Here is a 26,977-nt window from a genome sequence, read left to right as displayed (position 1 = left end):
GGCAGCTAAACGGTTCCGTGTCACCTCGGCTTCCTGATGTTCTCTACGTTGCGCGTGTACACCTCTCCGCTCTGGGTGATGATGATGTACCGCACGAACAGCGGAGCATCGCCGTACTCCTGGTACTTGGGGTGGCTCGGCGTCGCGTAGATCGGGATCGCCTGCATGAAGATCCGTTGTCCCGTGGCTAGAAGCTTCTTTATGAGGTTCTCGATGACGGCCATCTGGCTCTTGTTGGCCCACTCCCACATCGCGACGAGGTTCTCCGGTATGGGCTGCCCACCGAACTGGTCCGCGAGGAGGTGGCTCCGGTTCATGCCCTCCCGGAACCCCGGCACGTCCTCGCCATTAGTACCGCTGCCGAACTTCTGGACCCATGGCAGCGCAAGGCATGCCTCCACGCCCTGCGCCCGTCCGTCGGGATACTGGTCTAGCGGGTAGTAGACCGGTGGCGGTGGCGGGCCCTCGCCGTCCAGGCAGCCGTCCGCACGCTTGTCCCGCTCATCTGGGTCGAACTCGTAGAAGGACCATTTCGGTGCCTCGGAGCTGCTCAGCATCAGCAGCAGGGCGAACGACAATCCGAGACCCCACAGGCGGCCCACCTTCAGCTCGTTCAATGGGTTGAGCTTCGGCGGGGCCCAGATGGTCGGTACCCGCGAATTTCGTCGCACTGCCACCAGGCCGCGGTATGCCTCGCAGCTGGCGCTGTACATGTTGGTGCCGCTGCAGCCGGGCTCCGGGTCGCTGCCGCCGTCGGGACTTCCGTGCGGATCCTTGATCGGGACGAAGTTCGCGGCGCAATCGAGCGAGCATTCAAGGGTGGTCACGGGTGGGACCGGCGGTGGCGGGTTTACGATCGGCTGTCCGCCGTTGAGGTCCTCCGTGTCGGGGCGCTGGTTCGGTTCGGTGCCGAACGGCTTGCGGGGGGCCGTAGGGGGCTTCACCCGGATTGGCGTGGCTGGCTTGGCGGCCTTGCTGCGCGACGATCCCGGCTGCGTTCCCGGACGGGACACCGTTCGTTCTGGGCGAGAGTCGAGCACGCCGCTGTGGAGAGGGCCGTTGCCGAAGCCGGCGATGTAGCAGTCGACCTCGTAGGCCACGTCGGCGCAGTGCGGTATGTCCGGGCCGTGTCCGCTGGCGTCGCTCCAGGTTGTGGGTGCGGCGTTGGCGTACGCGTAGCGGTTGGTCTGCGCGACCGGATCGGGGGTGAGCGTCACCGTGTCGCGGGAGGCGAACGTGCCGCTCGTCGGCGAGTACCAGCGGGCGTGCGCGTTCGTCATGCCGGTGGCGGGGTCGGTGACACCGCCCTGGAAGCCGATCGGCACGATGCCCGTGCCGGACACAGTGGGATTGCCCATCGGGTCGTAGGTGACGGACGCGCTGACGGCGCCGTCGGTGGGGTTGGCGGTGGCGATGCCGTCACCGTGCACGGGGTCGGTGAGCAGCGCCTGTGCCGCGCCGGTGCCGACCTTCGACGAGGTGGGCGTGCCGCCGGGAATGCGGTAGACGGTGGCATCGCCGGTCATGACGGGGTTGTTTGACAAGTCGGCGTACTTCGTGTCTACGCCGTTGCGTTGTGCCAGCCGGTCGAGGCTGTCGTACGTGTAGTCGATCGTCTGCTGGTTCGGCATCACCAACCTGGTCAGGCGTTCGAAGGCGTCGAAGCTGTAGGTCTTCGTGACGCCGTCCTTGGTACTGGTTGCCGTGGTGCCGCGCGGGCTCCACGTGTAGGCCTGCGTGGTGTCGCCGCCGTTGGTGCCGGACAGCAGCCGGTTGCGTTCGTCGTACGTGAACGTGCGGGTGCCGGCGGGTCCGGTCACGCCGGTGCGGTTCGAGGCACCGTCGTACCCATACGTGTACACCTCGTTGTTCGGGCGGGTCCACGACGCGAGCCGGCCGAGGCCGTCGTAGGTGTAGCTGTTCGTTCCGCTGCCGAACGCGCCGTTGAGGGTTCTACCGGTGAGCAGACCGTCCTTGTCGTGTGCGTACGTGGTCGAACCGATCGTGGTGCCGTCGGCCTTCTTCCACGTGTCGGTGCTGATGAGCAACGACTGCGGATCGTAGGTGAGAACCCGCGACGCCCCGGAACCGTAGTCAACCTTGCTGAGATTGCCAGTCATGTCGTAGGAATAGGTCTGCACCACGCCGATGAGCGGATCGCCGGCCGTGAGGAGCCGACCTGCCCCATCGTAGGTCAGGGCGGAGGTCCCGGCGGCGTCGGTCTTGGACGCCAGGTTGCCGTCGCCGTCGTAGCTGTACGACGCGGTGCCCGCTGCGCCGGTCGCCTGCATCAACAGCCCACGATCGTTCCACGTGTATGTGGTGTCGCCGGCCGGCCCGCCCATCCGCACGATGCGACCGAGCGCGTCGTAGTCCAGGCTTCTCGCCGACGTCGCGGCTTCCGCGCCGCTGCCGGACTCACCGGTCAGACGTCCGAGCCCGTCGAAGGTGCGGGCGCGGGTCACGTTGCCCGGCAGCTTCTGGGTAACGGGCTGGCCGGCTGCGTCGTAGACGGTGGTCCAAGTGCGGTCGGCGGCGTCGGGGTGGGCCGCTGTCGCCGGCTCGACCATGGACTCGGGCAGGCCCCACGGCGTGTAGGTGGAATAGGTGGCGTTGCCGTTGCCGTCGACCATCCGGCTCTGCCGGCCGTTCACGTCGTAGCCGAGTTGCACGGTGGTCGGCGTCGCCGCGTCGGCCGGGTTCCGCCGTTGGCTCACCGAGGCGAGTTGGCCAGCGCCGTCGTAGGTGTAGCTTGTCGGTCGACCTTCCGGGCTGGTCTGGCCGATGAACCGGCCGACGCTATCGTACGTCATCGTGCTTTTGCCGTACGCGGAGTTCAGGCACGCGACAACCGCGTCTCCCAGCGGGCACTGCCCGGCTTCGACGAGGCGGCCGGCCTTGTCGTACCGCATCCCGGCCATCGTGCCGAAGTAGGCGTCGGGGCTTCCGATTGTGCCGCGCTTGACAAGAGCGGTCCGGCCGGCCACGTCGTAGCCGTACTCGACGAACCGTCCGGTCGGATCGGTGACCCGGACCGGCTGGCCTGCAGCGTCGAACACGAAGGAGGTCACCTTGCCGGTGGGGCTGGTCATGGAGACCGGGTCGGGCGACGCGCTCCCGGCTCGGTAACCCGTCCGGGTTGTGTAATGAACGGTCGACCCCCCGAGACGCTCGCTCACGGTGCTCGTCTCGGCCCGGCCGATCGGGTCCCAGGTGGCGGACGTGCGACCGCCGGTTGGGTCGGTCGCCTCAGCGGGCTCGCCGGTGCGCGTGTACGCCATCGTGGAGACCGGGCTGACCTTCGGACCGGCGCCGTCCGGGTCGGGGTCGGTGCGGCTGAGCGGCCGGCCGTACGGGTCGTAGGTCGTTCTGGTGATCCGCCCGAGTGGGTCGGTCATCTTGCTCGTCTGCCCGTTCAAGTCATACTCGAAGGTGTACTTCGCCGTGACGACCGAGGACCCCGGCGGGGTGTACGCGGGCAGTGTGATCTCCGTGGCCCGGCCCATCTGGTCGTACGTCGTTCGGGTGTGTGCGGCGCTCGGGTCGACCATGTCGGTGACCTCGCCGAAGGTGTTGTACCCGTACACGGTCACGGGCTGCACGTTGTCGGTGCGCGTTCCGGCCGTCCAGATTGTGCGTGGTGCTCCGGTGATCGACGACGGGTTGCCGGTGACGTCGTAGGCGTAGTCGGTGACGGCCCCGGCCGGGTCAGTCTCCCGGGTGACCAGGCCACGAGGATCCCTCGCGAACCGCGTCACCAGGAAGTTGGCCGTACCTGTGTCCACCTTTGCAGCACTGAGCCGCCCTACGGTGTCGTACTCGTAGTCCACGCGTTCGGACGCGCTGCTGTTGCTCAGCGTCGTGCGGCTCACCGTGCTGTCGGCGTTGTACATCAGCGTCCACGTCCGGCTGGCGGTGGCAGCCGGATCGATCTCGGTGGTCTGCGTCGCCACGTTGCCGAACGGATCGTAGGTGAAGCGCTGGGTCTGACGGGCGTCTGTCGATTCGACGATATTCCCCGCCGCGTCGTACGCGAGATGCCCGATCCTCAGCCGGTTGCAGGTCGGGCAGCCAGGCGACCCGTCCGGATTCCCGGGGCCGACGAACTGGTCGGTCCGCCAGACATCGGCCAGCCGGTTGTCGCCCCAGTATTCATACGTCGTCTGTCGGCCCGTCGCGTCAACCGTCGAGGCCAACCGGCCGCCCGGGTCGTAGGCCCGCGACTCCAGTACCAACCGGGTCGCCGACGGCGATGCCGGATCGACACCCGACCCTACAGCCGCCGTCTCCACGATCCGGTGCCGGTCGTAGGTGTACTCGAGGACCAGCCCATTGGGCCGGGTCAGCCTGACCAGGTCGCCGCGCGCGTCCCAGGTCTGCGTGATTGCGGCGTCGTTCGGCGTCTTCGCCGATGTCAACCGGCCGGCGGGGTCATAGCCCCAGACCCAGGTCCGGGCCGGGTCGCCGCCTGTAATGTCGGACAGGGTGCTATGGGTCGGCCGCCCCATCGGATCGTAGATGTAGGTGGTCTGGAGCGTGTGGGTCACCGCGGTGACCGGGTTCACCACCGCTGGATTCGTCTCCGTAGCGATCCGCGAGTCCGGGGTGTAGGTCGTGGTGGTGGTGCCGTAGTCGACGTGTGTGCCGCCGACGTCCGAGGACGTTGCAAGTGTGATGCGGCGGCCCAACAGGTCATGGCCATAGGTCGTCACCAGTCCGCTCGGGTCCACCTTGCGGGTCAGGTCGCCTTTGGCGCTGTAGCCGAAGCTGGTTGTCGCGCCGTTACGGGCCTTGGAAGACATCAGCAGACCGGCCGGGACCGTTCCGCCACCCTCGGCAGGTGTAGCCGCCGTGGAGTAGACGAACTCCTCGGCGGGATTCGTTGCCACGCCGTTCGTCAGCGGATAGGTCACGGTGGTGACGCGGCCCGCTGTGTCGAGCTGATAGCTGGTGCGGTAGGTGGTGTCCGTCACCGACGACGAGCGGGCGTCGGCTCGCCAGATCTGCACGTCGTTGCGTGGGTCGAGGGGGTCGGTCGGGTTGTGGAAGTAGCCGAAGTATTCGGTGTTGCACGCAGACGTCGTTCGGCAGGTGGCGCGGGCAACGACGTTGCCGCGGGCGTCGGTATCGAAGGTGACCGCGTTGCCGTTCTCGTCGGTGTGCTTCGACACGAATCCGGCCGCGTTGTAGTCCCAGGTGCGGGTTCCGGAGCTGTCGGCGCTGGTGGCCAGCCGGCCACCGTGTCGGGTGTCGTAGGTATAGGTGACCGCGTCGCGGGCGGTCGAATTGACGCTGACCTGACGCTGGTCTGGCCCAACGACAGGGACGCCGAGCGTCCAGGTCGCTCCGTTGCGGTCGGTCGTGGTGGCGATCCGGCCGGTGGCGGGGTCGTAGGTGATGGTGTCGGCGGTGAAGTTTCCGGGCTCGACCACGGTGGCCAGCCGGGTACCTGGTGCCCGGGCGGCGTGGTGTTCGGCGGCCTGGGTTGCGCTGAGCGGATACCGGTAGACCGCCACCTCGTCGACTGATCCGTTGAACGGGAACCCACCACTTGGCGCCTGTACGAAACCGTTCGCATGGCCGTTGCCGACCAGGGCCCGAGTGCGGTCCTGGTGGTCGATCGGGGCGCCGGAGACGGCGCCGATGGCGACGCCGTCGAGGTAGAGGGTCTGGCTGTCGCCGCCTGCGGTGAGCAGCACGTGGTGCCATTGGCCGTTGTCGACCCGCTGCGGTGAGGTCATCGGCGAGTCTCCGCCGGTCAGGTGCCAGTGCTGGTTGGCATCGTTGTTGCAGTCCCAGATGTGCAGGTCATTGCCGCTGGTGGCGTCGTCCCAGGGGATGTCCAGGCACTTACCTGAATGCGGATTCAACAGAGTGTTGCCGACGGCCTGCCACTCCTGGGCGACACTGCCGTTGCACTCCCACAGCCAGACCGGGGTTCCGTTCTCGGTGCCGTCGAACTGCACGTCCAGGCACTTGCCGAACGCGCGGAGGGTGCCGTCGACGCCGAAGGTCCAGCGTTGCGCGTCGGAGCCGTTGCAGTCGTAGATCTGGATCGGGGTGCCGTCGTCGGTGCCGTCGTTCTCCACGTCAAGGCACTTATCGTCCAGCCCGATGACCGGGCCGGTCCCGATGAGGGTAGGAGCTCGGCCGCGGAGTTTGCCGTCCAACCCGACGTACAGCATCGGGGTGTAGTGGCTTCTGCCCCCGCCCGGAAGCGCGTTCTGCTCGGCGAAGAGAACTCCGCGCTGCCCGGTGGCGGCCTTGAACCATAGCTCGGTGGAGAACGCCGCGTTGGTGTTGACCAGGTTGTCCGGGAGGGTCACCTGGCTGGTGGCCGATCCGGCGAACGTGACCGCCTTGTCCGGTGATCCGTTCAGCGCGCCCGCGGTGCCGAGGGTGACGGAGTTGTACGTAGCCACGTACTGTCCTTGGCTGCGGGCGACCACGTTCTCGGCGCTGCCGCCGTTGGTCTCGCCCAGCGGCCAGTACGCGATCGGGTTGCCGTCCATGACCCTTGACCGGTAGTGCGACGAGTCGGTGTAGGTATAGGTGGTGCAGGACTGTGCAGACAGCGGGGTGCAGACCTGGGTGAGCCGGTCTCCGGCGTAGCTGTAGGTCCACGTCGGGGGGGACTCGCCGCTGGCCGGTGGATCGGTGGCCACAGCGGTGACATGCCCCCCGGTCCAGGTCAAGTGCAGACCGCGGTTGCTGGTGGCGTCGACCACGTCGGTCAGGCGCCAGGTGCCACTGATGTTCTGGTAGCTGTAGGTCTGCACGCGGCCGTCGGCATCGCTGAGCTGGGTCAGTCGACCGTCGGCGTCGAACATCCGCCGTTGCCCTGATGCGTCCCTCAGCACCCACGTACTGGTCGTGCCGACGGTGGTCTTCGCGAGAGTAAGGTTCCAGCCCGGCGGAGGCGCGTAACTGTCGTCGGGATTGCGGCCAAACCGGACCTGCCCGCCGGCGGGCAGGGTGACCAGCGCGTCACCGGTCGGTTCGACGGTCAGCCGTTGGTCGAACGGCGTTGCCCAGCCGGCCCCGAACGCTCCCGTAGCGCGCAGATCCTGCGAATTGTAGGTGCGCAGCACCGACAGCGTCGGACCCGGCGTGAGAACGGCAGCGTCGGTGAAGGTACGTGCGAAGTTGCCCACGGACGGGTTGACGTTCGGCATGTCCCCGCCGTCCGGGTTCGACGCGAGGTGGCTGGTGACGGGCGGCTGCGCAACGACCGGGGTGAAGTGGAGCGGCCCAATGCGTGGCGAGGCCTGCTGGGTATCGGAGACGGTCACGTACCAGAACGCCGGCTTCGACCAGGACAGGACGCCGCTGGGCACCTGCCAACCAGCGAGCCCGGTCCACCCGGACGTCTGACACCCCACCGGAGCGGCCGGCGTTCCGGTACACACCTCGAAGCTGAACTGGCGGGCACCCAGCGGGTAGTTGTCCGGGTCGTAGTACGACGCCCACAGGGTAGGTGTGAGCGATTCGGCGGTCCCGTTATTGGACGGAGAGTTCCCATTGATGGTCGGTGGACCGTTGGCCACCTCGAAATCGGCTGCACCGGCGGATGAGCCGTACTCATCGTGGAAGGCGTCACCGTCGGGGGTGAGCATGTCTAGTTCCAAGGTGTAGTCCCCGACTGGCAACGCCCCGACGACGATTGGCACATCAGTCGTGTCGTGAGAGGCGACCACATGCGGAAGTGTCCAGGTGCCTGTCTGCATCACCGTGCCGACGTTGTTGAGCACCTGATGCCGCAACCGGTAGCCGTTCGTGGGTGTCCAGGTCGACGTGCCCCAGTTGGTTACCCGGGCGGTGATGCGACCCGGGGCCGAGATCGTCACCGGTGGGTCGAAGGTCTCCGACGCCAGGTCGAAGCCGGCGCCCTCGTCCGCGTAATTGACGTCGAGGAACGGGATCGCTGCGGGGTCACCGTTGTTCGCCGACGCGAACTTCTTCCAACTGTCCACGCTGTTCGTGTCCGAGCGCAGTGTGAACCCGTAGAAAGGCTCCGTTCCGTGTACCCACCCCGTCATCCGGTCGGCGGGGATGGCGAGGCTGACCCACCGGTCGGCCGAGCAGCTGTCGTAGCCGTAGGCGAAGTGTCCGGAGGTCACCGGAGTGGCCGCGTCGTAGGCGGGACCCGGGAACTTCTTGACCGTGGACGCCGACCAGGGCGTGGTGACCCGGTGCACCGTCATCGTGTAGGGCCGGCAGGAGTACGACCAGACGTTGTACAGGTTCAGCGACGCCCCGAGAATGTACTTGTTCGTCAACGCGCTCATGGCACTGTTGAACTGCAGGTACGAGGCGGCCTTCTCCACCCCGTCATACGTGCCGACGCGCAGCACGGTGTCGCTCGCGCCGCCGTTGGGCCAGTCCCGGGACGAGGCGAAAGTGTCGTCGGTGCCGGTGTTCTGACGGATCGCCGGATCAACCGTGACCGGGTACCGACGGGCCGGATCCCGCAACCAGGTGGAGTCGAGGTCGACCCGTAGCGCCCATCCGCTGCGGGTCTTCTGCAGGGCGTAGGTTACGGCCTGCGAAACAGCGGGGTCACCGCTACGCGGATCGATGGCCGAGTCGTACATGAACCCCGCAGGGATGCGTGCCCGCACCTCACCGGTGTCGTCGTCGACGAGAAGGACATCGCCACTGGCCGGGTCGAGACTTGGTGTGACGCCGTGCAGATCGAGGGGAAACGTCCATGAGGTTGGCGCCTGGGGTGATTTGAGAACGATGAGTTCTTTCAGGCCGTCGATGGTCGGTGTCAGGACGAGGTCGGACGCTGTCCGGACGTCGGGATACCGGGCACCGTCCCTACCGACCTGGGCGCCCACCGCACCTGCGGCCTCGAGGCGGAACCCCGCCGTCGTACCCCCGCCGAGATCGATGGTCGCCAGCGTGGAGTCGGTCGCAGACGGGGCGAGCGAGACCGGCGCAGCCGCGACCGGTGCCCACCGGCCGTCCGCAGTTCGCAGGAGGGTCGGGTCCGCCTTGACGTAGGCACCACGCTGGCCACGGACGAACGCGTCGTCCTGATAGAGGCGACGGGTTTTCGTCCCATCCGGATTCACGAACACCGTCGACCGCGGTGTCCGCTCCGTAGGTACCTCCCGGGACATGCCCGGCACGACTCCGCTCGAGGTCCGCGCCGGGATGTCTCCGCCAGCGTGCCGTGCCAGCGTCTGCGGCTTGACCGAGGCCGTCGGCAGCACCGGGTCGGCGAACGTCTGCTCGGGGCCTATCGCTCCGGGCACCTGCGGCCGGGCGGCCGTCGAGGTGACGGCAGGTCCGACGGGTGTCGCGGCGGTGTCGCCGGTGCTGGCCTTGTGCGAGCGGCCCGCAGCCGAACCCACCGACTGCTTCGGCGCCGACCGCGTGGCCCCCGGCGGCAGGCCCGGTTCAGCGCGCACCGGAAGCGGCGGCGCGACGATCATCGATGCGAGAACAAGCACCCCGACCGCTGCCGTCGTTCCCCTGATCTGACCCCATCGACGTACTGACCTCAACCGTGCCAGCCGCATCCCGCACATCCCCTCGGCCAGAAGGTGAGAGCAATCTATGCGTCGCGGCGCGTGTTGTATAGGATCACTTTCTGTCGACTATGGACAGTGAGGTGGCCGATGCCGCACGCCCTCGCGTGGAGACAGGCACTCGTCCGACTCGTCCTTCCCGCTGCCATGATCGGCACCGTCGCGGCGCTACCGCCCACCGTCGGTGTCAACCCGGCACTGGCCGCCCAGGTGCCGACACACATACGCGCCGATGGCGTGGTCACAGTGGCGGTGGACCCGACATATGAGCCGAGCCAGTTCACCCGTCCCGGGTCCACGACCGTCGTCGGAGTCGACGCCGACCTCGTCGAAGCCGTCGCCGAGCGGCTCGGCCTGACTGTCCGCTGGCAACGCATACCGCTCGACAGCATCATCACCCACGTCCAGGCCGGCGATGTCGAACTGGGCGTCTCCGCCATACCCATCACCGACACCGCCACCACGCAGGTGACGATGGTCAGCTACCTCACATCCGGCACCCGCTGGCTGGCTCGCGCTGGCACCGAGCAAATCGGCCCCGAGACCGCCTGCGGAAGGACCGTCGCCGTTGTAGCCGGCACCATCCAGACGGACGACCTGACCGACCGCTCAGCCCGCTGCACCAGCAGCGGACAACCACCGGTCACCGTAGTCCGATACAACGCAGTCCAGGACGCTCAACGCGCGCTCGGCAAGGGCGAGGTGGACGCATTCGTCAGTGACAGCCACGTATGCGACTACCTCGTCAGCATTTCGGACGACAGGTTCCGTACGGCCGGGAACGCTTATGATCCGGTCACCTTCGGATTTGCCGTCCGCACGAAGGACCGCGACTTCGCAACAACTCTCCACAAAGCGCTCGCCGAACTCATCGACAACGGCGCCTACGCCCGGATCCTCCGCACCTGGGGCCAGGAACACGCCGCAATCCGCACCTCCGAGCTCCGTCCGTAATGATTCGCAGTTGTCCAGATCTTCCCGATCAACGACTTCGTCGGAGTTTGTCGACCAGGCTCGGTATCGAGGTCTGACCGACTGACGGAGGCGACGTCTGGGCACCTGGCGGCGCAGCAAAGCTCGACCGTGTCTCAGCAGGTCCCGGTCCGGCGCTGCCGTCGCGGACAGCGAGGGCACCGCCGAGTTGGCGGCGCAGATTGTCCAAGACGTCGTCGATATGCCGCCGAACTGCATCGTCGGTCATGCCAAGCTCGAGCGAGCAGCTGGGCTTCCACTCCTGCCGGATGTCGGTCGTGGCGGCGATCGCCCCGTGAAGACCCCCGATGGCCGCGGCGTCCCGGCAGACGGCGCGGACGATGGCCTCGGGAATCGTCTGGTCCTGAGGTCGTTCCAGGCCAGCGCGGGTAGCGGTCATCAGTGTGTGGCGCGGTACCTCCGGCGTCTCGATCCGCCAGGGCACCGCGGCTCGGGCGGTCGCGACCAGCTCTCGTACGCGGTCCACCGTTGCAGGGTTGGTGGGCGGATCGTCGACCAATTGCTGGTGCAGCGTGTCGAACCGGCTTGCCACCGCTTTCGCCAGTGTCCGGTATCCGAACTCGAACGCGTCCGAATACGTGTGGTTCCAGGCGAGGCTGGCGGCCATCTCGATGCGGTTGCCGCGGTCTGGTGACGCAGCCATCCGCTCCCACTGCATGGAGACCGCTGCGATGAGGCCCTTGTCCGCCAGTTCCTCCCGTCCAATCACGGCCTCCGCGATGCTGACTCCCTCCCCGGCGAGCTTCTGCGCATCGGCCTCGCCCCGCACCGCCACGACCGGCGGAACCTGCTCGAACTCGGCAGCCGGCTCCTGGGGTGACGGACGCAGAAAGGTGAGCCGCGGCTCGAAGTCCGATATCTCGGTCGTCGTCCGACCGGCTTTGAGTTTGAAGCCGGCCACCACCGAGCTGATGAACCGCCGCGCGTCTTCGATCTTCGGCGGCCCGGCCGTGGAGTCGGCCAGGACCGCAACGGTGGTCGGGCTGGTCCGGACCGCGAGCCACGGTCGCTGCCCAAGCCCCGCATGCCGAGCCAGTCGCCGGGCAACCTGCTCCCACTCGGCGTCGGTCAGCTGCCGTTGGAGCGGCCGCGTCCGCACGGCGAGCGCGGTCACGGTGCCACGGTCGGCGAGGCGGCGCAGCGAGTCCCGCCACGACCGCGTGTTCCAGCCACCGCCGACGTCGATGATGCGGGCCCGGGAGCGGGTGCTCTGGCTGCGTGGTCCGGTGGCGTTGGCGACGGTGGCCATGGCGAGCAGTCGGGCGGACCGGTTGTCGTAAAGGTTCACCAGCATGATCACTCCAGGGGAGAAGGGGTTCACAGGCCGAGATAGGGAGCCGGGTCGACCGCGGTGGCGGAGCTCATCGGCGGCGCGTGGAGGTGCACCTCGAAGTGCAGGTGCGGCCCGGACGAGTTGCCGGTCGACCCCACCCACCCGAGAACGTCGCCCGCCTGCACGAGGGCGCCGGCGGTCACGTTGAGCCGCACCGCGTGGCAGTAGCGGGTCGCGAGGCCGCCGTGGTTGAGGTTCACGCGGAGACCGCAGCCGCCGAGCTCGGGGTTGCCGGGACGGTCGCAGTACGCGCTCGTGCAGCCGGCATCGAGCACGACACCGCCCGCCACCGCATAGATCGGTGTGCCGGCCGGTGCGGCCAGGTCGACCCCGTCGTGGGAGGGCCGCGACGCCGTCCGGAACCGGGAGACCAGCTCGTACGAGCCGGCCGGCAGCGGGAACTGCCACGCCCCCACCGAAGCGACGAGCGTGTAGCGGCCGGTCCGGGACCGGACCTGCTGTGGATAGTCGAACGCCGTCGCCCCGCCGGCGTCAGAGACACAGCGACGGCCGCAGAAGTAGGCCGCCCACGCCAGGTCGAGCACGTCACCGCTGAGTTGTCCCGAGCCGACGCCACGCTGGGCCCAGGCGATGTTGTCGCACATGAGCCGTCCCAGAGCGACGATCGCGTCCTCGGGATCGGCCGGTTCGTTTCGACCGTCCTCGTCGTAGTCGCCACCCCAGGTCGCCCAGGTGCCGGTCTGGAACTGGGCGATGCCGACAGCGTCGCCACCGCGGTCGGCCGGGTTGTGGGCGACGACTGCCGGATTCCAGCTGCTTTCCAGGTCGAGCTGCGCGGCGACCATCGGCGCATTGAGCTCCGGGCACATCGCCCCTGCCCGGACGACCCACGACGCCAGGTGCCGGGCATCGGCGGGGATCGCATCGACGTTGAGCCGCCCCTCCCCCGCACCCGCCGACGCCGACGACACGGCGGTGCTGACCGCCCCCACGCCGATGACCACCACCAGCCCGAACGACATCGCGACGACCAGCACCCCGAGAGCCGGCCCGGTGATCCCGCGCGGTGATCCGTTCATGCCGCCGACGATCGCGCCGGCCCGTAGGCGAAACCGTTGCTGGACAGGGCCCGGCAACGGTGCCGTCAACGGGTCGTCAACCGTTGCGGCATCCCGTCCGGGAGACGGTCCGTTCGAACGGCTCGACCACGCGAGCCACCCACCGAACGGAGCAGTCGATGCTTCTGAACCTTCTGGCGGCGCCCGACCCGTCGTCGCCGCCTAGCGCGCCGAACCCCGTCCCGATCGCCCCGCCGGGTATGGAGGAGATGGCCAACACCTTCCTCGGGTGGGGCAAGTGGTCCTTGCTCGTGGCCGGTGTCCTCGGGTTCTTCATCTGCGCCGGCATGATGATCATTGGACGGCGTAACCGGTCGCAGACCGCCGTCGACGGCGCCGCGGGCGTCCCGTGGGTCCTGGCCGGACTGGCACTGACGAGCCTCGCGGCCGGGATCGCCGGGGTGGCGCTGTCATGAAAGCCGGACGCCACCGCAAGCGGAACCGGACCGGAACCATCATCGTGCTCGCCGCTATCACGGTCGCGATGGTCGCCGGAACCATCGCGGTCGCCTGCCTGAGCCGGAACCAGGAACCGGAACCACCGAAGCGGAACCCGACCACAGCCAAAGCGGAACCGGCACCGGATCCGGAGCAGGAGCACGAACAGGAACCGGAAGCCACCGCGTTCACCTGGCCGACCGACCTCACCTGGGAACGCGTCGCCGGCATCGACCTTCCTGCGTCGAAGGAGCACGGTCCGCGGAACCGGAACCTCGGCCGCTCCGCCGCGTTCGCCCAAAGCCCGCCGGGCGCGGTCCTCGCCGCCCTGCACCTGATCGTGCGGACCAGCTACCAGGCCGGCCCGGCCGTCTGGGAGCCGACGCTGCGCGACCAGGTCGTCGGTCCCGACGCGGTCGCCTACGCCGAGGAGGTCCGCGCCGACCACCGTGCCGCGTTGCGCCGAGGCGACAAGGCCGACCGGATCTACGCCGCCATCGCCGGCATCCGCCTCGACTCCTACAGACCGGAAGCAGCGAGCATGCGCGTCCTCATCGAGGCCCCGACCGGAACCGGAACCGCCCGCGCCGCCGCCCTCGTCCAGGTCGCCTGGAGCGACAACGACTGGCGGCTCGTCGCCCCACCGCACGGCGACTGGAGCACCGTCCGCACGCCGGTTCCGGCCGATGCGGTCTCCGACTACATCCCGCTTCCGGCGAGGTGACCCGTGTGCCAGGTCTGGGACCTCCAGTGCAAGACCAAAGAGACCGTCACCGGCGCCGTCAGCTCCGTCGTCGACGGCCTGGCCGGAGCGATCAGCGAAGCGCAGAGCAGCCTGATCACCGCAACCGTCACCTGGTGGCTGTACCTGCCACCGGTCGACGCCGGCGGCGCACCCGCCGCACAGACGCTGCAGCAGTGGATGCTGCCGTTCGCGGTCCTCGTGGTCACCGGCGGGATCCTGTGGCAGTCCCTGCTGCTCATCATCAACCGCAAGGGCGAACCGCTCCTCACGATCGCCAAAGGCCTGTTCACCACGGCGATGTGGGGCGCGGTCAGCCTCGCCGGTGTCCAACTACTGCTGCAGGCCTGCGACGCCTGGACCGAATGGGTCCTCACCGCCGGCCTCAACTGCGAGCCCGGCCTCGGCCAGGACGTCGAGTGCAAGACCGATGCCCTCAGCGAACGCATCCAGACCGTCCTGACCCCCGCCGGCTTCACCTCAGCGAGCGTGCTCATCGTCATCGTCAGCTTCTTCGCGCTGCTGGCCTCGATCACTCAGGCGATGCTGCTGCTGTTCCGCAACGGCGCCATCATCGTGCTCGCCGGCATGCTGCAACTGGCCGCCGCCGGCAGCTTCACCTCGGCCACGTCGAACTGGCTGCGCCGCGTCCTCGGGTGGCTCCTCGCGCTCACCTTCTACGAGCCGTTCGCCGCCACCACCTACGCCGTCGCGTTCATGCTCATCGGCGACCGCGACAACACCGACACCGCCACCTGGTTCACCGGCGCCGCCATGCTCGTGCTGTCCATCATCGCCCTCCCCGCGATGATGAAGTTCTTCAACTGGACCGTCGGAGCGGTGCAAACCACCGGCGGCACCGCCGGCATGCTCGCCGCCACGGGCGCAGCCGGGATGCACGCGATCTCCTCGCACCGCGGAACCCAGGCCGGGCTCAGCGCCACCGACTACGCCCGCGACCTCGAGCGCCGCCACCAACGCACCGACGACAAGGACCCGGCCGGCACCACCCCCACGCCAACCTTCAAGCCACCGCAGTTCACCAACCCGTCGCCGACCGCACCCGGCGGCACGCCCGGCGCCGGCATCGGAGCCAACGCAGCAACGGCAGGCACAGGCACAGCGGGAGCCGGCGCGACCGCAGCCGGGACCGGCGCGACAGCCGGAACCGCAGGTACGGCAGCGGCAGCGGGTGCGGCGGCAGCGGCCGGTCCCGCGGCACCGATCGTCGCCGGTGTCATGGCGGCAGGCAAAGCCGCCGGCACCGCGGCCAAGGCTGCCGCGGACACCGCCACCCGCTCGGTCGTGGACGGTGACCGGTGACCACGACGGAGCACCGCACCTACGGCGGATGGCGACGGGCCCGCGCAATGGGCCTGTTCGGGCTCGGCTTCGTCCAGACCTTGATCGTCCTCGCCGCCCTGGCCGCCGCGCTCATCACCACCGCCGTCGACATCACCGCGACCGCCGTGGTCGCGCCGATCGCAGCAGCGGTGGTCATCGGCAACGTCGCCCGATGGGACGGCGTCTCGCTCGCCCAGGCCATCGTCCACCGTGGACGCTGGCTGACCGGCTCGGCCCGCGGCCGGATCCGGTTCCGCGGCGGCGTCATGGCCCCGCCCGAACACGCCTGGGACCTGCCCGGCGTCCTCGCCCCCACCACCCTGCTCGACGCCCCCGGCGGATACGGCGTGGTGTGGAACCGGCGGCTGGGCACGATGACCGTCACGCTGCGGTGCGCGGCCCAGTCGACCTGGCTCGCCGACCCGGACGCGGCGACCACGTGGGTCACCAACTGGGGCGGCTGGCTGGCCAGCCTCGGTCACATCCCGACCGTCCGCTGGGTGAACGTCACCGTCGACACCGCACCCGACGCCGGCACCCGCCTCGCCGACTACATCACCGACCGGCTCGCCCCCGGCGGACCGACCGCAGCCATCCGCATCCTCCAGCAGCTCGTCGCGACAGCGCCGCAGGCCGCTGCCGAGGTGCAGAGCAGCGTGTCGATCACCTTCGACCCGTCCGCGTCGCCGGTGAAGCCGAGGTCCACAGTGGACCGCCTCGCCGAGGTCGACCGGGCCCTGCCCGGCCTGGAGACCAGCCTGTCGGCGTGCGGGCTGACCGTCCTCGGCCGGGCCGCCACCACCGACCTCGCGGCGATGGTCCGGCAGGCGTTCGACCCCGACGCCCGCGGCGACCTCGGACGCGCCGACGACGACCTCCTCGACTGGGCCAACGCCGGCCCGGTCACCGCCGAGGAGTACCCGGACCGGTACGAACACGACAACGCCACCAGTGTCAGCTGGGCCTGGCACGAGGCACCGCGGCAACCGGTCCCGCACAACGTCCTCGCCCGGCTCCTCGCGCCCGGCGAGCACGCCAAACGCGTCAGCCTCATCTACCGGCCGCTGACCGCCGGGCAGGCCGCGGCGGAGGTGGAGCAACAGGTCAACGCCGCCCAGTTCCGGTCGGCGTACCGCAGGGCCCGCCGCCTGGACCCGACCGCCCGCGAACTCGCCGACATCGAACGCGCCACCGCCGCGGCCCGCGAGGAGGCCCTCGGCGCCGGCCTCGGGCTGGTGAGCCTGTGGGTGACGACCACCGTCACCGATCCGTCCCTGGCGGACCGTGCCGTCGCCGACATCGAGTCCCGCGCCGACACCTGCAAGATCCGGCTACGGCGGCTGTGGCGCTCCCAGGCCGCCGGCTTCGCCACCACCCTCCCCTGCGGTGTCTGCCCACCCGTCCTGTCCGGCGTCTGGCCGCACTGAACCCATCCCAGCGAAGGGACACGTCCCGTGAACGTCATCTCGTACACCCGCGGCACCACCGACGAACTCGCCACCGCCCTCGCCGGCGACCCCGGTGCTCCGTCGCATCTCGCCGAGCGGACGCTCGTCGCCGCGGACGGCTACTGGCAGCCCGGCGACTGGCGCACCGACGTCCGGGCGGTCATCGCCGCCCGCCACCCGCTCGGCGCGGTCGGCGTGCGGACCGACTCGACCGAACCGACGCTCACCAGCCGGGAATGGGCCGGCATCGCCCGGCACCTGGTGACGGCGATCGGCTGGCGGGACTCGCCGTGGGTCGCCGTGCGCACCAGTCCACAGTCGATGGTCCTCCTGGCGTCCAGCCCGCAGCGTCCGGAACCGGTGGAACTGCAGCGGGTCGCCGGCGTGATCCGCCGCCGATACGGACTCGCCGACCACCGCCCACGGCCGGCCGCGCCGGACGGCACGCCCCGGCCCATGGCGATTCTCGACGCCCACCACACCGACCACGGGCAGCTGGCCGTCCTCGTCGACCGCATCCCCGACGTGTCCGAACTCCAGTTCACCGAACACGAGCTCCGCATCGGACTGCCGGTGCTACGTCACCCACCACCGCGCTACGTGTACCTCGGCACCCACCCCGACGGCTACGTCCTGGACCTGTTCGACAACGGCGACGGCCGTGGATCCAACGGCGAACCCTTCGACCTGCACCTCACCGACGGCACCGTCCGCACCATCGTCGGCCCCTACAGCAGCGCAAACGCCGTCTCCGTCACCGCTCACCTCCCCGAGGTGTTCCTCGGCCGGATCTCACTCCACGACGACCCAGCCCGCTTCCACGCCTACCCCACCAGCGGCACCGCCGCCCTCCTCACCAACACCGCCGCCCAGCGCGCCCTGCTGATCGCCGCACGGCAGATCACCAGACCCCACCCGGCAGCCACCGCCGCAACCTCCTATCCGCCCGGGCAGGCCGTCCCAGGCAAGCCGGGACCCGCCGACGCCGCCCCGCCGTCACCGCCGGGCACGCCGCGACGCCACGCCCGCTGAAGGGAGCACGAGACATGACGATCGCACCCGCGTGGGGCTGGCCCGGCCGCAACGCCGGCCGCGCAAGCCACGTCGCCGCCGGCGTCGAGTACCAGGCCACCACCGTCCAGGCCGCCGGCCTCTACCCGTTCACCGCCGGCAGCGGCTCACCCCTGCTCGGCGTCCCCATCGGACGCCACCAACTCTGGGGCGAATCCGTCCTCCTCGACCCCTTCGAATGGCTCACCGCCGGCCTCACCACCAACACCGGCATGTTCGTCCTCGGCCAACCCGGCGCCGGCAAAAGCGCCCTCGCCAAACGGCTCATCACCGGCATGACCGGCACCGGCACCCAGGCCCTCATCCTCGGCGACACCAAACCCGACTACACCCGCCTCGTGAAAGCCCTGGGCGGACAGGTCATCCGCGTCGGCCGCGGCCTCGACCGCATCAACCCCCTCGACGCCGGCCCCCTCGGCACAGCACTCACCAAGATGTCCGGACAGGACGCCGACCAGCTGCGCACCGAGGTCCGCGGCAGACGGCTGAACCTCCTCATCGCCCTGTGCACCCTCGTCCGCGACGGCGGCAAGGTCACCAATACCGAAGAGGTTATCCTCGGCCGCACCGTCGACCTGCTCACCGACCGGTCCACAGTGGACCCCGTCATCCCCGACGTCCTCAACGTCCTCGACCAGGCACCCGACACGCTGCGCACAGCCGCCCGCGCCACCAGCCCGGCCGACTACCGCCGCCGCGTCGACGATCTCGTCGCCACCCTGCGCCTGCTGTGCGAAGGCACCCTCGCCGGCGTCTTCGACGACGCCACCACCACACCCATCGACCTGACCGCCGCGGCCGTCTCCGTCGACATCTCCCGCGTCTCAGCGGCCGGCGACAAACTTGTCACCGCCGCGATGCTGTCCACCTGGTCCTACGGCTACGCCGTCATCGACGCCGCCGCCGTCCTCGCCCACCACCACCTCGCCCCACGACGACGACACCTCGCCGTCATGGACGAACTCTGGCGCGTCCTCCGCGGAGCACCCGGACTCGTCGAACCCGCCGACGCCCTCACCCGCCTGTCCCGCAACCTCGGCGTCGCCCAGATCATGCTCACCCACAGCCTTGACGACCTCGACGCCCTCGCCACCGACGAAGACCGCGCCAAAGCCCGCGGCATGGCCGAACGCTGCGCCATCAAAGTCCTCGCCGCCCTCCCCAACCGCGAACTCGACCGCATCGCCGGCATGGTCCGCCTCTCCGCCCCCGAACGCGACATGGTCGCCTCCTGGGCCGCACCGGAAGCCCTCATGCCCGGCGCCGCCCACCCCGGCCGCGGCCGCTACCTCCTCAAAACCGGAGAACGGTCAGGCATCCCCGTCGCCCTCTACCTCGTCGGCGACGAACCCACCTTGTACGACACAGACCAGAGGATCCGCCCGGATTCCGGACGGCTCGCGCGGAAGTCCGGGGGTGAGTCCCGGTGACAAGGAACCTACGGCTGCCGACGGATCGTCCGCTGTCCCGGTTCGTCAACGTGAGTTTTCCAGCTCTGGTCCACGCCGAGGCAGGCCACAACCGTGGTGGCGCCTTCGTCGAGGAACAGCTGGAAGTGGTACGGCGGGTCGTCGGTGTCCACCGCTCCGATGCAGATCGGGTCGTCACCGCGCGACCGCAACGTCTCGACCGCTTCGGTGAACCCGAGCGACTGTATGCCCTTCCGCCGGGTGAGCCGGTCGCGACGGGCGTAGATCGTCGCGAGTGCCGATGCCGGCACGGTGTCCTCGTCAACCCAGTACCGCGCGCCGGCGACAAGCATCCGCCGGCACGCTTCGAACGCCCCACCGTCACGGTGCAGCATGCCGACAAGACGGTCGCGGTCCACCGGCCGAACTCTAGCCAGGTCGCCGGCGAAACCGCTGCCTGGGCAGGTACGCGATGAGGCCGCGTCCGGTGATCCCGTCCAGCTCCGTCGGCGGATTCCCTCTGGTCCCGTGGCTGATCGTCGTCTGCTGCGCGGGTCTCTACGGCCTGGTCGCGCTGGCCTGGCTCGCCGGCCGCATCGCGGCCGTCGTCGCCGGAAACCCATGGCAGGGACCGGCGTTCGGCTGGGCGTTCGTCGAGGACCTCATCCGAGCGGACGCGCAGCAGCTGTGGCCCGGCACGCCACCGTTGCTCGTGGCGGTCGTCTTCGCGCTCCTGCTCGTGCTTGTCGTCGTTCCACCGCTGCTGGGCTGGCGGTGGTGGCAGATGCGCCGCCCTGAGGCCGACGATCCGGTCCCCTCCCTCGCCTCACCCCGCGACGTCGACGAGCTCATCGGCGATGCCGCCCGCCGCCGCGCGCAGCGTCTGCGGCCGAGCCTCGCCGGACTCCACCACCGCGAGATCCCCGACACCGCGGTCGGCATCGCGGTCGGCCGGCTCGTCCACCCCGGCCGGCACCGGCCGATACTGCGCGCCAGTTGGGAGGACGTCCTGCTCGCCATCATGGCGCCCCGCGCCGGCAAGACCACCGCGCTCGCCGTCCCACCGATCATTGACGCACCCGGCGCCGTCCTCGCCACCTCCAACCGCTCCGACGTGTGGGCGGCCACCGCCCTGACCCGCGCCTCGGCCGGGCAGGTGTGGCTGTTCGACCCGCAGCGCGTCACCCGCCAGCCACAGGGCTTCTGGTGGGACCCGCTCGCCGCCGTCTCCACAGTGGAGGAAGCCGCCCGGCTCGCCGACCACTTCATCCAGGAGATCCGCGGCGTCGGCTCCTCCGACCCTTTCTGGCCTCTCGCCGCCGGCGACCTGCTCACCTGCCTGTTCCTCGCCGCCGCCAGCTCCGGCGGCAACCTCGCAGACGTCCAGGCCTGGCTGTCCGACGTCACCAGCCGCGAACCTGCCACCCTCCTACGCGCCGCCGGCTTTCCCCAGGCCGCCCGATCGTTGGCCGGACGGCAGTCCGGCGCACCGGAAACGCGCGACGGCGTCTACGAAACCGCCCGCACCGCCGCGAGATGCCTGTCCGACCCCGACATCATGGCCTGGGTCACCCCACCCCGCGCCGGGCTGCCACAGCTCGACGTCCACACCTTCGTCGACTCCACCGACACCCTGTACCTGCTGTCCAAGGAAGGCGCCGGCGCCGCCGGACCGTTGGTCGCAGGCCTCACCGACTCCGTGTTCCGCACCGCCATCGGCTATGCCGAGTCGGCGGGCGGCCGGCTCGACCCGCCCCTACTCGCCGTCCTCGACGAAGCCGCCAACATCTGCAAAATCAGCGACCTGCCCCAGCTCTACAGCCACCTCGGCGGCCGCGCCATCATCCCCATCACCATCATCCAGAACCTCGCCCAGGGCCAGGGCGTGTGGGGCGAACGCGGCATGACCGCCCTGTGGTCGGCGTCCACCATCAAGCTCCTCGGCGCCGGCCTCGACGACGCCCGCCACGCCGACGACATGTCCCGCCTCATCGGCGACCATGACGTCGCCGTCGCCTCCGTCAGCCGAGACGGCCGCGGCTACCCGAACTGGTCCACCAGCGTCCAACGCCGCCGCATCCTCGAACCCGGCGACCTACGCGCGATCCCCCGCGGCCGCGCCGTTCTTCTCGCCACTGGCGCCCGCGCCGCGATGGTCGACCTGATGCCCTGGTACGACGGCGACCACGCCGCCACCATCGCCGCCGACACCGCCACCAACGTCGCCGCCATCACCCGCCACGCCAAGGCCGCCCTCCGCCGGAACGACAAACCATGACCACCTACGACGTCAACGAAGCCGCCGCCACCTTCTGGGCCGACCGGCTCACCCGGACCGCCAACGCCGTCGAGTACCTCCGCACCCACGGCCTGTCCCAGCTCCCGCCGATGTGGCGAATCGGCTACGCACCCAACGGCTGGAAGGTCCTCACCACCCACCTGCTCAACACCGGATTCAGCGAGGACGACATCGTCGACGCCGGCGTCGCCTTCCGACACAAGGACACCGGCGACCTCCTCGACCGCTTCCGCGGCCGACTGATGTTCCCCATCACCGACGTCGACAACCGGACCATCGCCTTCACCGCCCGCGACCTCACCGGCCAGAGCACCAGCAGATGGATCAACACCCCCGGCAGCCCGGTCTACCGCAAGAGCTCCGTCCTGTATGGACTCGGCCAACAGCTCGCCCACCCACCGGCCGGCAGCGGCGAGCCGACGGTGTTCGTCGTCGAAGGCGCCACCGACGTCATCGCCACCCACCTCATGGACCTGCCCCGGCATCTCGGCCGGCCCGTCTACACGGTCGCGCCGTGCGGCACCGGCTTCACCAGCCACCACCTGAACCTTCTCCGGCAGACCCTGCCCGACGCCCACCTCGTCCTCGCCCTCGACGGCGACACCGCCGGACGCCGCGCCGCCTCCCGCACCTACCCACTCGCCAAAACCTGGCCTGCCAAGGTGTCCGGCACCGTCCTGCCCGCCGACCACGACCCGGCCGACCTCCTCGCCACCAGCGGCCCCGATGAGGCGGCCGCCGTGCTGCTCCAGTCGGTGCAGCCGCTGGCCCGCATCGAACTCGCCAACCGCATCGACGCGCTCCTGCACGACGGGCGCATCACCGACCCGGCCACCTACCCCGCCGACCGCGACCGCGTCTGCGCCGCCATCGCACCCCTGTTCGTCGACGACCCACGAGACATCGACGAACTGTCCGCGACCGCCGCCGCCCGCCTCGGCGTCGACCCGACCACCGTCATCCAGGGCATCGTCGACGTCCTCGAAGCCCGCACCGGCTCTCCACCCGGCCCAGATCCGCCACCTGCGGCGCCCGCACCGTCCCCAGAGGCCGCGCCGGCGCCCACGCGAAGCCCGGGGAGACGCCGCGCCGAACGGGCGACCGTCACCGGATCGGCACACCATCGGGGCCCTGCGGCGACCACCGACATCACGCTCATCAACCGCAGCGACCCCGGCACCGGCCGCACCGTATGGGCACTCGCCGACGGAATCGGCACCTACCCCGAAGCAGCAGTCGCCTCGGTCATGGCCGCCGAGATCGCCGCGACCGTCGCCCTCCGGACCACCCCACCGGCCGGACTGAACGCCGCCCGCCACGCCCTCAACGGCCACTACGCCAACACTCACGCCAGTCAGACCGGCGACGCCAGCCTGCTCGTCGTCACCGCCTACCCCGAACCGAACCACCGGCACGGCGTCCGGTTCGAGCTCGCCTGGACCGGCGACTGCCACGCCTACACCATCCACAAAGGACACCTGACCCGGATCACCACGGCTCAGGACCCCGGCGACCTCGTCCTGTCGTCGAGCGTTCGCGGCGGCGACATCAGCGTCTGCCCACTCGACACCGGACCGCTCCTCCTGTGCACCAACGCGCTGCCCCGACAGGTCCCGGACAAGGTCCTCGCCTTCGAGCTCGCCGGCACCTCCGACGCCCGCCGCACCGCCCGCCGACTCGCCACCGCCGTCACCGACGCCGAGGTCGGCATCGTCGTCATCCACGCCACCAACGCGCCGCCGCACCGCGTCACCACAACCCCGGGCACCCCGCGACAGGTACCGACCGCGACCGGCCCCGCCCCGGCGATGGTCCGGTCGTCCTTCGCCCCGATCACCACGCCTTTGTCCACAGACCCCCTCGCTGTCCACAGCCACACCGACGCGCAGACACCGCGCGTCCCGAAACGGAGGTAACTACGTCCATGACCTTCACCGACCGGATCACCAACGCCCGCCGCGCCCTCACCGAGGGCGCCGACCCCGACGGCCCCGACACCTGGCAGGCCCTGCTCCTCGCCCACCGCGCCGCCGCCGTCGCTGCCTACGCGACCGACACCGCACCTCGCTGGGGCCGCTACGGCCAGGCCATCGCCGACGCGATCGCGCACCTCGCTCCGCCACTCGCGGACACCGGGATGCTGCCCGCCGAACTTCGGCCCGCCCTGGCCGACGTCAACCGGCTCGCCGATCCGGTACGCGCGCTCGTCCAACGGCTTGCCGACGTGTTCACCGCCGGCGCCGAGGGCGAGACCGGAACACCGTGGCGGCGCCTGATCTGGGCGCAGGTCGCCCACCGCCTCGACGACGCCCGCAGGGACCTGCCGTGAACACCGGCGAACTCCTCGACGAAGCCGCCGCGGCGATCGCCCGCGCCACCGTCGCACTCCGCGGCAACCGACCCGACACGCCCGACGAACAGGCCGCCGTCGCCGTTGCGCGGACCCGGCTGTACCGGGAACTCGAACAACACGTCGGACTGCTCGGCAACGCCGACACCGGTCTCGCTGCCAGCCTGCACGACGCGACAGCGGCCGTGCGGGCGGCCATGCCCGCCCAGCTACCGCACGCCCCATCGGCAGGCCCGGTCAGCCGGGCTCTCCACAACGCGGTCGTGGAACTCGTCACCGTCAACGGCGCACTCGCCGAACACCTCGGCACCGCACACGGCCGACCGCAGACGCCGGAAGGAGCCGCGCTCCGCGCTGGCCACGGCCGCGCCGACAACCTCGCAGCCGCCGCCCGGCTCATCGCAGCCGCCGTCGAACTCGACACCCGTCTCCGCGTCAACGGCTGGCTCCGACCGGGTCCCGACGCCGGCAGCTGGCAACCGCTCCTCATCGCCACCAGCGCCGACGTCACCCGCACCGAACAGGGCGACCTAGCCGTCCACGCCCTCCTCGCCGCCGCCCGAGGCAACGCCGCCGACGCACCCAGCCGCCACGTCAGCGCCGTCGCCGTCACCGGCGACCGACCCCTACAGTGGACACAGATCCCGTCATCGAACCTCGTCGTCGACGCGATGGACGCCGTCCGATCGGCGCTCTACACCTCCGACACACGCCTGACCGCACGCGAAACGGCCCGCATCGCCCGGTCGGCACTGATGATCAACTACCAGGTCGGCCACGTCCTCTCACACACCACCGCCCTCGGCGACAAGGCGGCCGGGCGCGCCCGACGCGCAGTCACTCAATGGCGCAACGCCGCCGAAGCCGCCGACCTCCTCCGCAGCCCCATCGACCCACCACCCGGAGGCCACACCGCCGACAACGCCCTCCGAGCGGTATCGGACTGGTTCTCCCGCCACCTCGGACCACCGGGTGACTGGCGACCAATCGCCAAGTGGCCCATGCTCCGACCCGGCCAGGACTGGCAGACCCTCGCGACGGACGTCGCCGCCCGCCTCCCCGAGATCGCCCTCCTCATGGTCGAACAGGTCGGCCGCACCCAGGAAGCCAGCGAGTTCCTGCGGGCCGCAGCGCTCCACCGACAGCCGGGTAAGAGCATCTACCTCGCCCGATGGGAGCGGGCGCCCACCGACGACCCCGTCTACACGCAGCTCTGCAACGCGCTGCGGAACGCTTTCAACGCGGGCAGCAAGCTCGCCGAATTCATCGGCGCGAAGCGGCCGGTCGGGGTCCTGGACGCCGTCAAGGCCCTGCGAGACCGAGGCGAGCGGACGACCGTACGAAGCATCATGCGGAACAGTTACGCTACTCCGCCGGCCGCGGAGCCGAGGTCGCAATCGATCGAACCCGCATCGAAAGAGGAGAGCCCCCGGAGGCACCGGTGATGCCAACCGAGAGCGTCACACGCTGGATGTCTACGCCGGTGAGGCAGTCCGGCACGCAGCCGAGCTGCGCGGGTCGGGTTGAGACAGCGTCGCCTCGGCGCCCCAGGGCCTGTTTGGACGAGACGGCGACAAACTTCCGCTCATGCCGATGTCAGTGCACCTGACCTTGACCTAGCGGCCTATGGATGCTGCCGGTCGGGTCCCAGCGGAGCGGAAGCCACCTTAAATTTGCTGCGGGGGCGAGGATGCGGTTTGGGCTGATCTGCATCCCTCGTGGAGGAGTGTGGTAGCGGACACGGAAAGCGGTCGTTGACCGACCAGAAGTACCATCGATCGTCGAGTTCCGTGCATTTACTCTAAACCCTATGACTCCCCCGCAGAGTCCCAGCGAAGGCCCTGAAACTCTCGAACCTTCCTCCGGCGAAGGCGAAGGCGGGCGAGATGTTGTTACCCCTACCATTGCTCGGACCGCAATCACAAGTTCAATGCGACGTCGCATTCTCTGTCTGCTAAGCAAGTCGCGTCGTCGTTGTAGAATGTTCCGTAAGTGGCTAGAGCGCCGGAATTGGATCACGATCAGGGCTTGGCTAGCCCTAGGCGTGGTTGCCTTAGGTGTGGATCTGGCCGTACTCATGGTGTTGGGATTGACCTCGGGTCCCGTAATCACGGCAATTTCGGTGCTCGCAACTCTTATCGGAGCTGCGATGGCGCTCGTGGAGAACAAGAGGTTGGTGAGGGGCGCCCGACGCTGGCCTTTGGTCGCAGGAGCAATCGTATGCACCGTGATTCCCGTTGGGATTGCATTTGCTTTCGCTGCAGACGAACTGAAATCGCCTGGCCTCCAAGTTCTAACCGACGAAAGTATTGTCGAAGCGGCCACAATTTGCAAGGAGTCTGACTGCCGGGTGGTCGATCGCATCCGGATGGGTGACGGTACGAATGAATACACCGTGGGCGTTTTCGAGAAGTTCGAAGTGCCGCAAGGCGGCGAGGCCAAATTCCCCGGGGGTGTCGGGGTTGTAGTCCTCCTTTCTGACGGTCAAATCATCTGGCGGTCCGAGTTTCTGCCCGGGTATGGGCTCGCAAAGCTGGCAACCGACGTATCCCAGAACGCTTTTATCTCGTTCAATCTCAGCAATCACTCGAGTCTCGGTTGGGTGATCGGTCTCCGGAGTGGACAATTTACAGAGTACGGGACGGTGAATGGGAGGTTGCGGATCGACAATTTCTCGGACCAGTCATACAATGGACTTCGACATCTGTTTACATACCGCGTTGGGTGGCCTGCAAATGAGTCCGCTGGCGCACTCCGCGACGTATGGAACTGGGACGGATCAGAGTACCGCTATGACGGCTGCGAGACCCGAGACGGCTCGGCTTCGTGGAGTCCTGTTTCGACGGCAGGGGTTTGCCCTTCCCCCTTAGGCAAACACTCTTTTGACCTTCCTGGATAGGAGTCGGTTGATTCCGGTGTCACCTTCGTCCCG

The 26,977-nt window shown here is 69.3% G+C and carries 16 protein-coding genes; 11 read left to right on the top strand and 5 right to left on the bottom strand.

Going from position 1 to position 26,977, the window contains the following annotated elements:
- Positions 1 to 20: 20 nt before the first annotated feature.
- Positions 21 to 9,443 carry a ricin-type beta-trefoil lectin domain protein gene (locus Voc01_RS14415; protein ID WP_203927909.1) on the bottom strand — a complete coding sequence of 3,141 codons (9,423 nt, stop codon included), beginning with the start codon at positions 9,441 to 9,443 and terminating at the stop codon, positions 21 to 23.
- Positions 9,444 to 9,686: 243 nt separating this feature from the next.
- On the opposite strand from Voc01_RS14415, the gene Voc01_RS14410 reads away from it, so the two are divergent.
- Positions 9,687 to 10,493: a transporter substrate-binding domain-containing protein gene (locus tag Voc01_RS14410; protein WP_203927908.1), complete on the top strand. Its 807-nt coding sequence runs from the start codon at positions 9,687 to 9,689 to the stop codon at positions 10,491 to 10,493.
- A 28-nt stretch (positions 10,494 to 10,521) separates the two neighbouring features.
- Here Voc01_RS14410 and Voc01_RS14405 read toward each other — a convergent pair whose 3' ends face one another.
- Together Voc01_RS14405 and Voc01_RS14400 are read right to left on the bottom strand one after the other, a co-directional pair.
- Positions 10,522 to 11,826, bottom strand: a complete 1,305-nt coding sequence (locus tag Voc01_RS14405) for a hypothetical protein (RefSeq protein ID WP_203927907.1) — start codon at positions 11,824 to 11,826, stop codon at positions 10,522 to 10,524.
- A 23-nt stretch (positions 11,827 to 11,849) separates the two neighbouring features.
- Positions 11,850 to 12,905, bottom strand: coding sequence for a peptidoglycan DD-metalloendopeptidase family protein (locus Voc01_RS14400; protein ID WP_203927906.1), 1,056 nt, complete (start codon positions 12,903 to 12,905; stop codon positions 11,850 to 11,852).
- A 158-nt stretch (positions 12,906 to 13,063) separates the two neighbouring features.
- On the opposite strand from Voc01_RS14400, the gene Voc01_RS14395 reads away from it, so the two are divergent.
- The 6 genes from Voc01_RS14395 to Voc01_RS14370 are packed head-to-tail and all read left to right on the top strand — an operon-like array spanning position 13,064 to position 19,417.
- Positions 13,064 to 13,360, top strand: a complete 297-nt coding sequence (locus Voc01_RS14395) for a hypothetical protein (RefSeq protein ID WP_203927905.1) — start codon at positions 13,064 to 13,066, stop codon at positions 13,358 to 13,360.
- Positions 13,357 to 14,106: a DUF8175 domain-containg protein gene (locus Voc01_RS14390; RefSeq protein WP_203927904.1), complete on the top strand. Its 750-nt coding sequence runs from the start codon at positions 13,357 to 13,359 to the stop codon at positions 14,104 to 14,106. Before Voc01_RS14395 ends, Voc01_RS14390 begins: the two co-directional genes overlap by 4 nt.
- Before the next feature lie 3 nt (positions 14,107 to 14,109).
- On the top strand, positions 14,110 to 15,447 hold the full coding sequence (locus Voc01_RS14385; RefSeq protein ID WP_203927903.1) for a hypothetical protein: 1,338 nt from the start codon (positions 14,110 to 14,112) through the stop codon (positions 15,445 to 15,447).
- The gene (locus Voc01_RS14380) at positions 15,444 to 16,895 is read left to right on the top strand and encodes an SCO6880 family protein (RefSeq protein WP_203927902.1); all 1,452 of its coding nucleotides are present in this window, start codon (positions 15,444 to 15,446) and stop codon (positions 16,893 to 16,895) included. Before Voc01_RS14385 ends, Voc01_RS14380 begins: the two co-directional genes overlap by 4 nt.
- A gap of 27 nt (positions 16,896 to 16,922) precedes the next feature.
- Entirely contained in the window at positions 16,923 to 17,948 is a 1,026-nt protein-coding gene (locus Voc01_RS54055; RefSeq protein ID WP_203927901.1) for a hypothetical protein, read from the top strand.
- Between the two features lie 14 nt (positions 17,949 to 17,962).
- Complete coding sequence (locus tag Voc01_RS14370) at positions 17,963 to 19,417, top strand: putative type IV secretion/conjugal transfer ATPase (RefSeq protein WP_203927900.1); 1,455 nt, start codon at positions 17,963 to 17,965, stop codon at positions 19,415 to 19,417.
- An 8-nt stretch (positions 19,418 to 19,425) separates the two neighbouring features.
- Here Voc01_RS14370 and Voc01_RS14365 read toward each other — a convergent pair whose 3' ends face one another.
- Positions 19,426 to 19,815: a hypothetical protein gene (locus Voc01_RS14365; RefSeq protein ID WP_203927899.1), complete on the bottom strand. Its 390-nt coding sequence runs from the start codon at positions 19,813 to 19,815 to the stop codon at positions 19,426 to 19,428.
- 53 nt (positions 19,816 to 19,868) lie between these two features.
- Between Voc01_RS14365 and Voc01_RS54050 the strand changes: the two genes are divergently transcribed.
- From Voc01_RS54050 to Voc01_RS14345, 4 genes are read left to right on the top strand one after another with little or no spacing between them, the layout of a single operon-like run.
- Entirely contained in the window at positions 19,869 to 21,674 is a 1,806-nt protein-coding gene (locus Voc01_RS54050; RefSeq protein ID WP_203927898.1) for a type IV secretory system conjugative DNA transfer family protein, read from the top strand.
- A complete protein-coding gene (locus Voc01_RS14355) occupies positions 21,671 to 23,611 on the top strand; it encodes a toprim domain-containing protein (protein WP_203927897.1) in 1,941 nt (646 codons plus the stop codon). Before Voc01_RS54050 ends, Voc01_RS14355 begins: the two co-directional genes overlap by 4 nt.
- An 8-nt stretch (positions 23,612 to 23,619) precedes the next feature.
- Positions 23,620 to 24,024: a hypothetical protein gene (locus Voc01_RS14350; protein WP_203927896.1), complete on the top strand. Its 405-nt coding sequence runs from the start codon at positions 23,620 to 23,622 to the stop codon at positions 24,022 to 24,024.
- Positions 24,021 to 25,490: a hypothetical protein gene (locus Voc01_RS14345; protein WP_203927895.1), complete on the top strand. Its 1,470-nt coding sequence runs from the start codon at positions 24,021 to 24,023 to the stop codon at positions 25,488 to 25,490. Before Voc01_RS14350 ends, Voc01_RS14345 begins: the two co-directional genes overlap by 4 nt.
- An 848-nt stretch (positions 25,491 to 26,338) precedes the next feature.
- Here Voc01_RS14345 and Voc01_RS14340 read toward each other — a convergent pair.
- A complete protein-coding gene (locus tag Voc01_RS14340; RefSeq protein ID WP_203927894.1) occupies positions 26,339 to 26,632 on the bottom strand; it encodes a hypothetical protein in 294 nt (97 codons plus the stop codon).
- Between the last annotated feature and the right edge of the window lie 345 nt (positions 26,633 to 26,977).

It is taken from the genome of Virgisporangium ochraceum, from assembly GCF_016863655.1.
Classification (GTDB): Bacteria; Actinomycetota; Actinomycetes; order Mycobacteriales; family Micromonosporaceae; genus Virgisporangium; species Virgisporangium ochraceum.
This window is presented reverse-complemented; position numbering and strand designations above follow the sequence as displayed.

Excerpts from the sequence above, each read along its gene's own strand:
- Voc01_RS14410 (WP_203927908.1), top strand. The coding sequence starts at position 9,687 with ATGATCGGCACCGTCGCGGCGCTACCGCCCACCGTCGGTGTCAACCCG.
- Voc01_RS14355 (WP_203927897.1), top strand. The coding sequence starts at position 21,671 with ATGACCACCTACGACGTCAACGAAGCCGCCGCCACCTTCTGGGCCGAC.
- Voc01_RS14370 (WP_203927900.1), top strand. The coding sequence starts at position 17,963 with ATGACGATCGCACCCGCGTGGGGCTGGCCCGGCCGCAACGCCGGCCGC.
- Voc01_RS14350 (WP_203927896.1), top strand. The coding sequence starts at position 23,620 with ATGACCTTCACCGACCGGATCACCAACGCCCGCCGCGCCCTCACCGAG.
- Voc01_RS14395 (WP_203927905.1), top strand. The coding sequence starts at position 13,064 with ATGCTTCTGAACCTTCTGGCGGCGCCCGACCCGTCGTCGCCGCCTAGC.
- Voc01_RS14405 (WP_203927907.1), bottom strand. The coding sequence starts at position 11,826 with ATGCTGGTGAACCTTTACGACAACCGGTCCGCCCGACTGCTCGCCATG.
- Voc01_RS54050 (WP_203927898.1), top strand. The coding sequence starts at position 19,869 with ATGAGGCCGCGTCCGGTGATCCCGTCCAGCTCCGTCGGCGGATTCCCT.
- Voc01_RS14390 (WP_203927904.1), top strand. The coding sequence starts at position 13,357 with ATGAAAGCCGGACGCCACCGCAAGCGGAACCGGACCGGAACCATCATC.
- Voc01_RS14415 (WP_203927909.1), bottom strand. The coding sequence starts at position 9,443 with ATGATCGTCGCGCCGCCGCTTCCGGTGCGCGCTGAACCGGGCCTGCCG.
- Voc01_RS14400 (WP_203927906.1), bottom strand. The coding sequence starts at position 12,905 with ATGAACGGATCACCGCGCGGGATCACCGGGCCGGCTCTCGGGGTGCTG.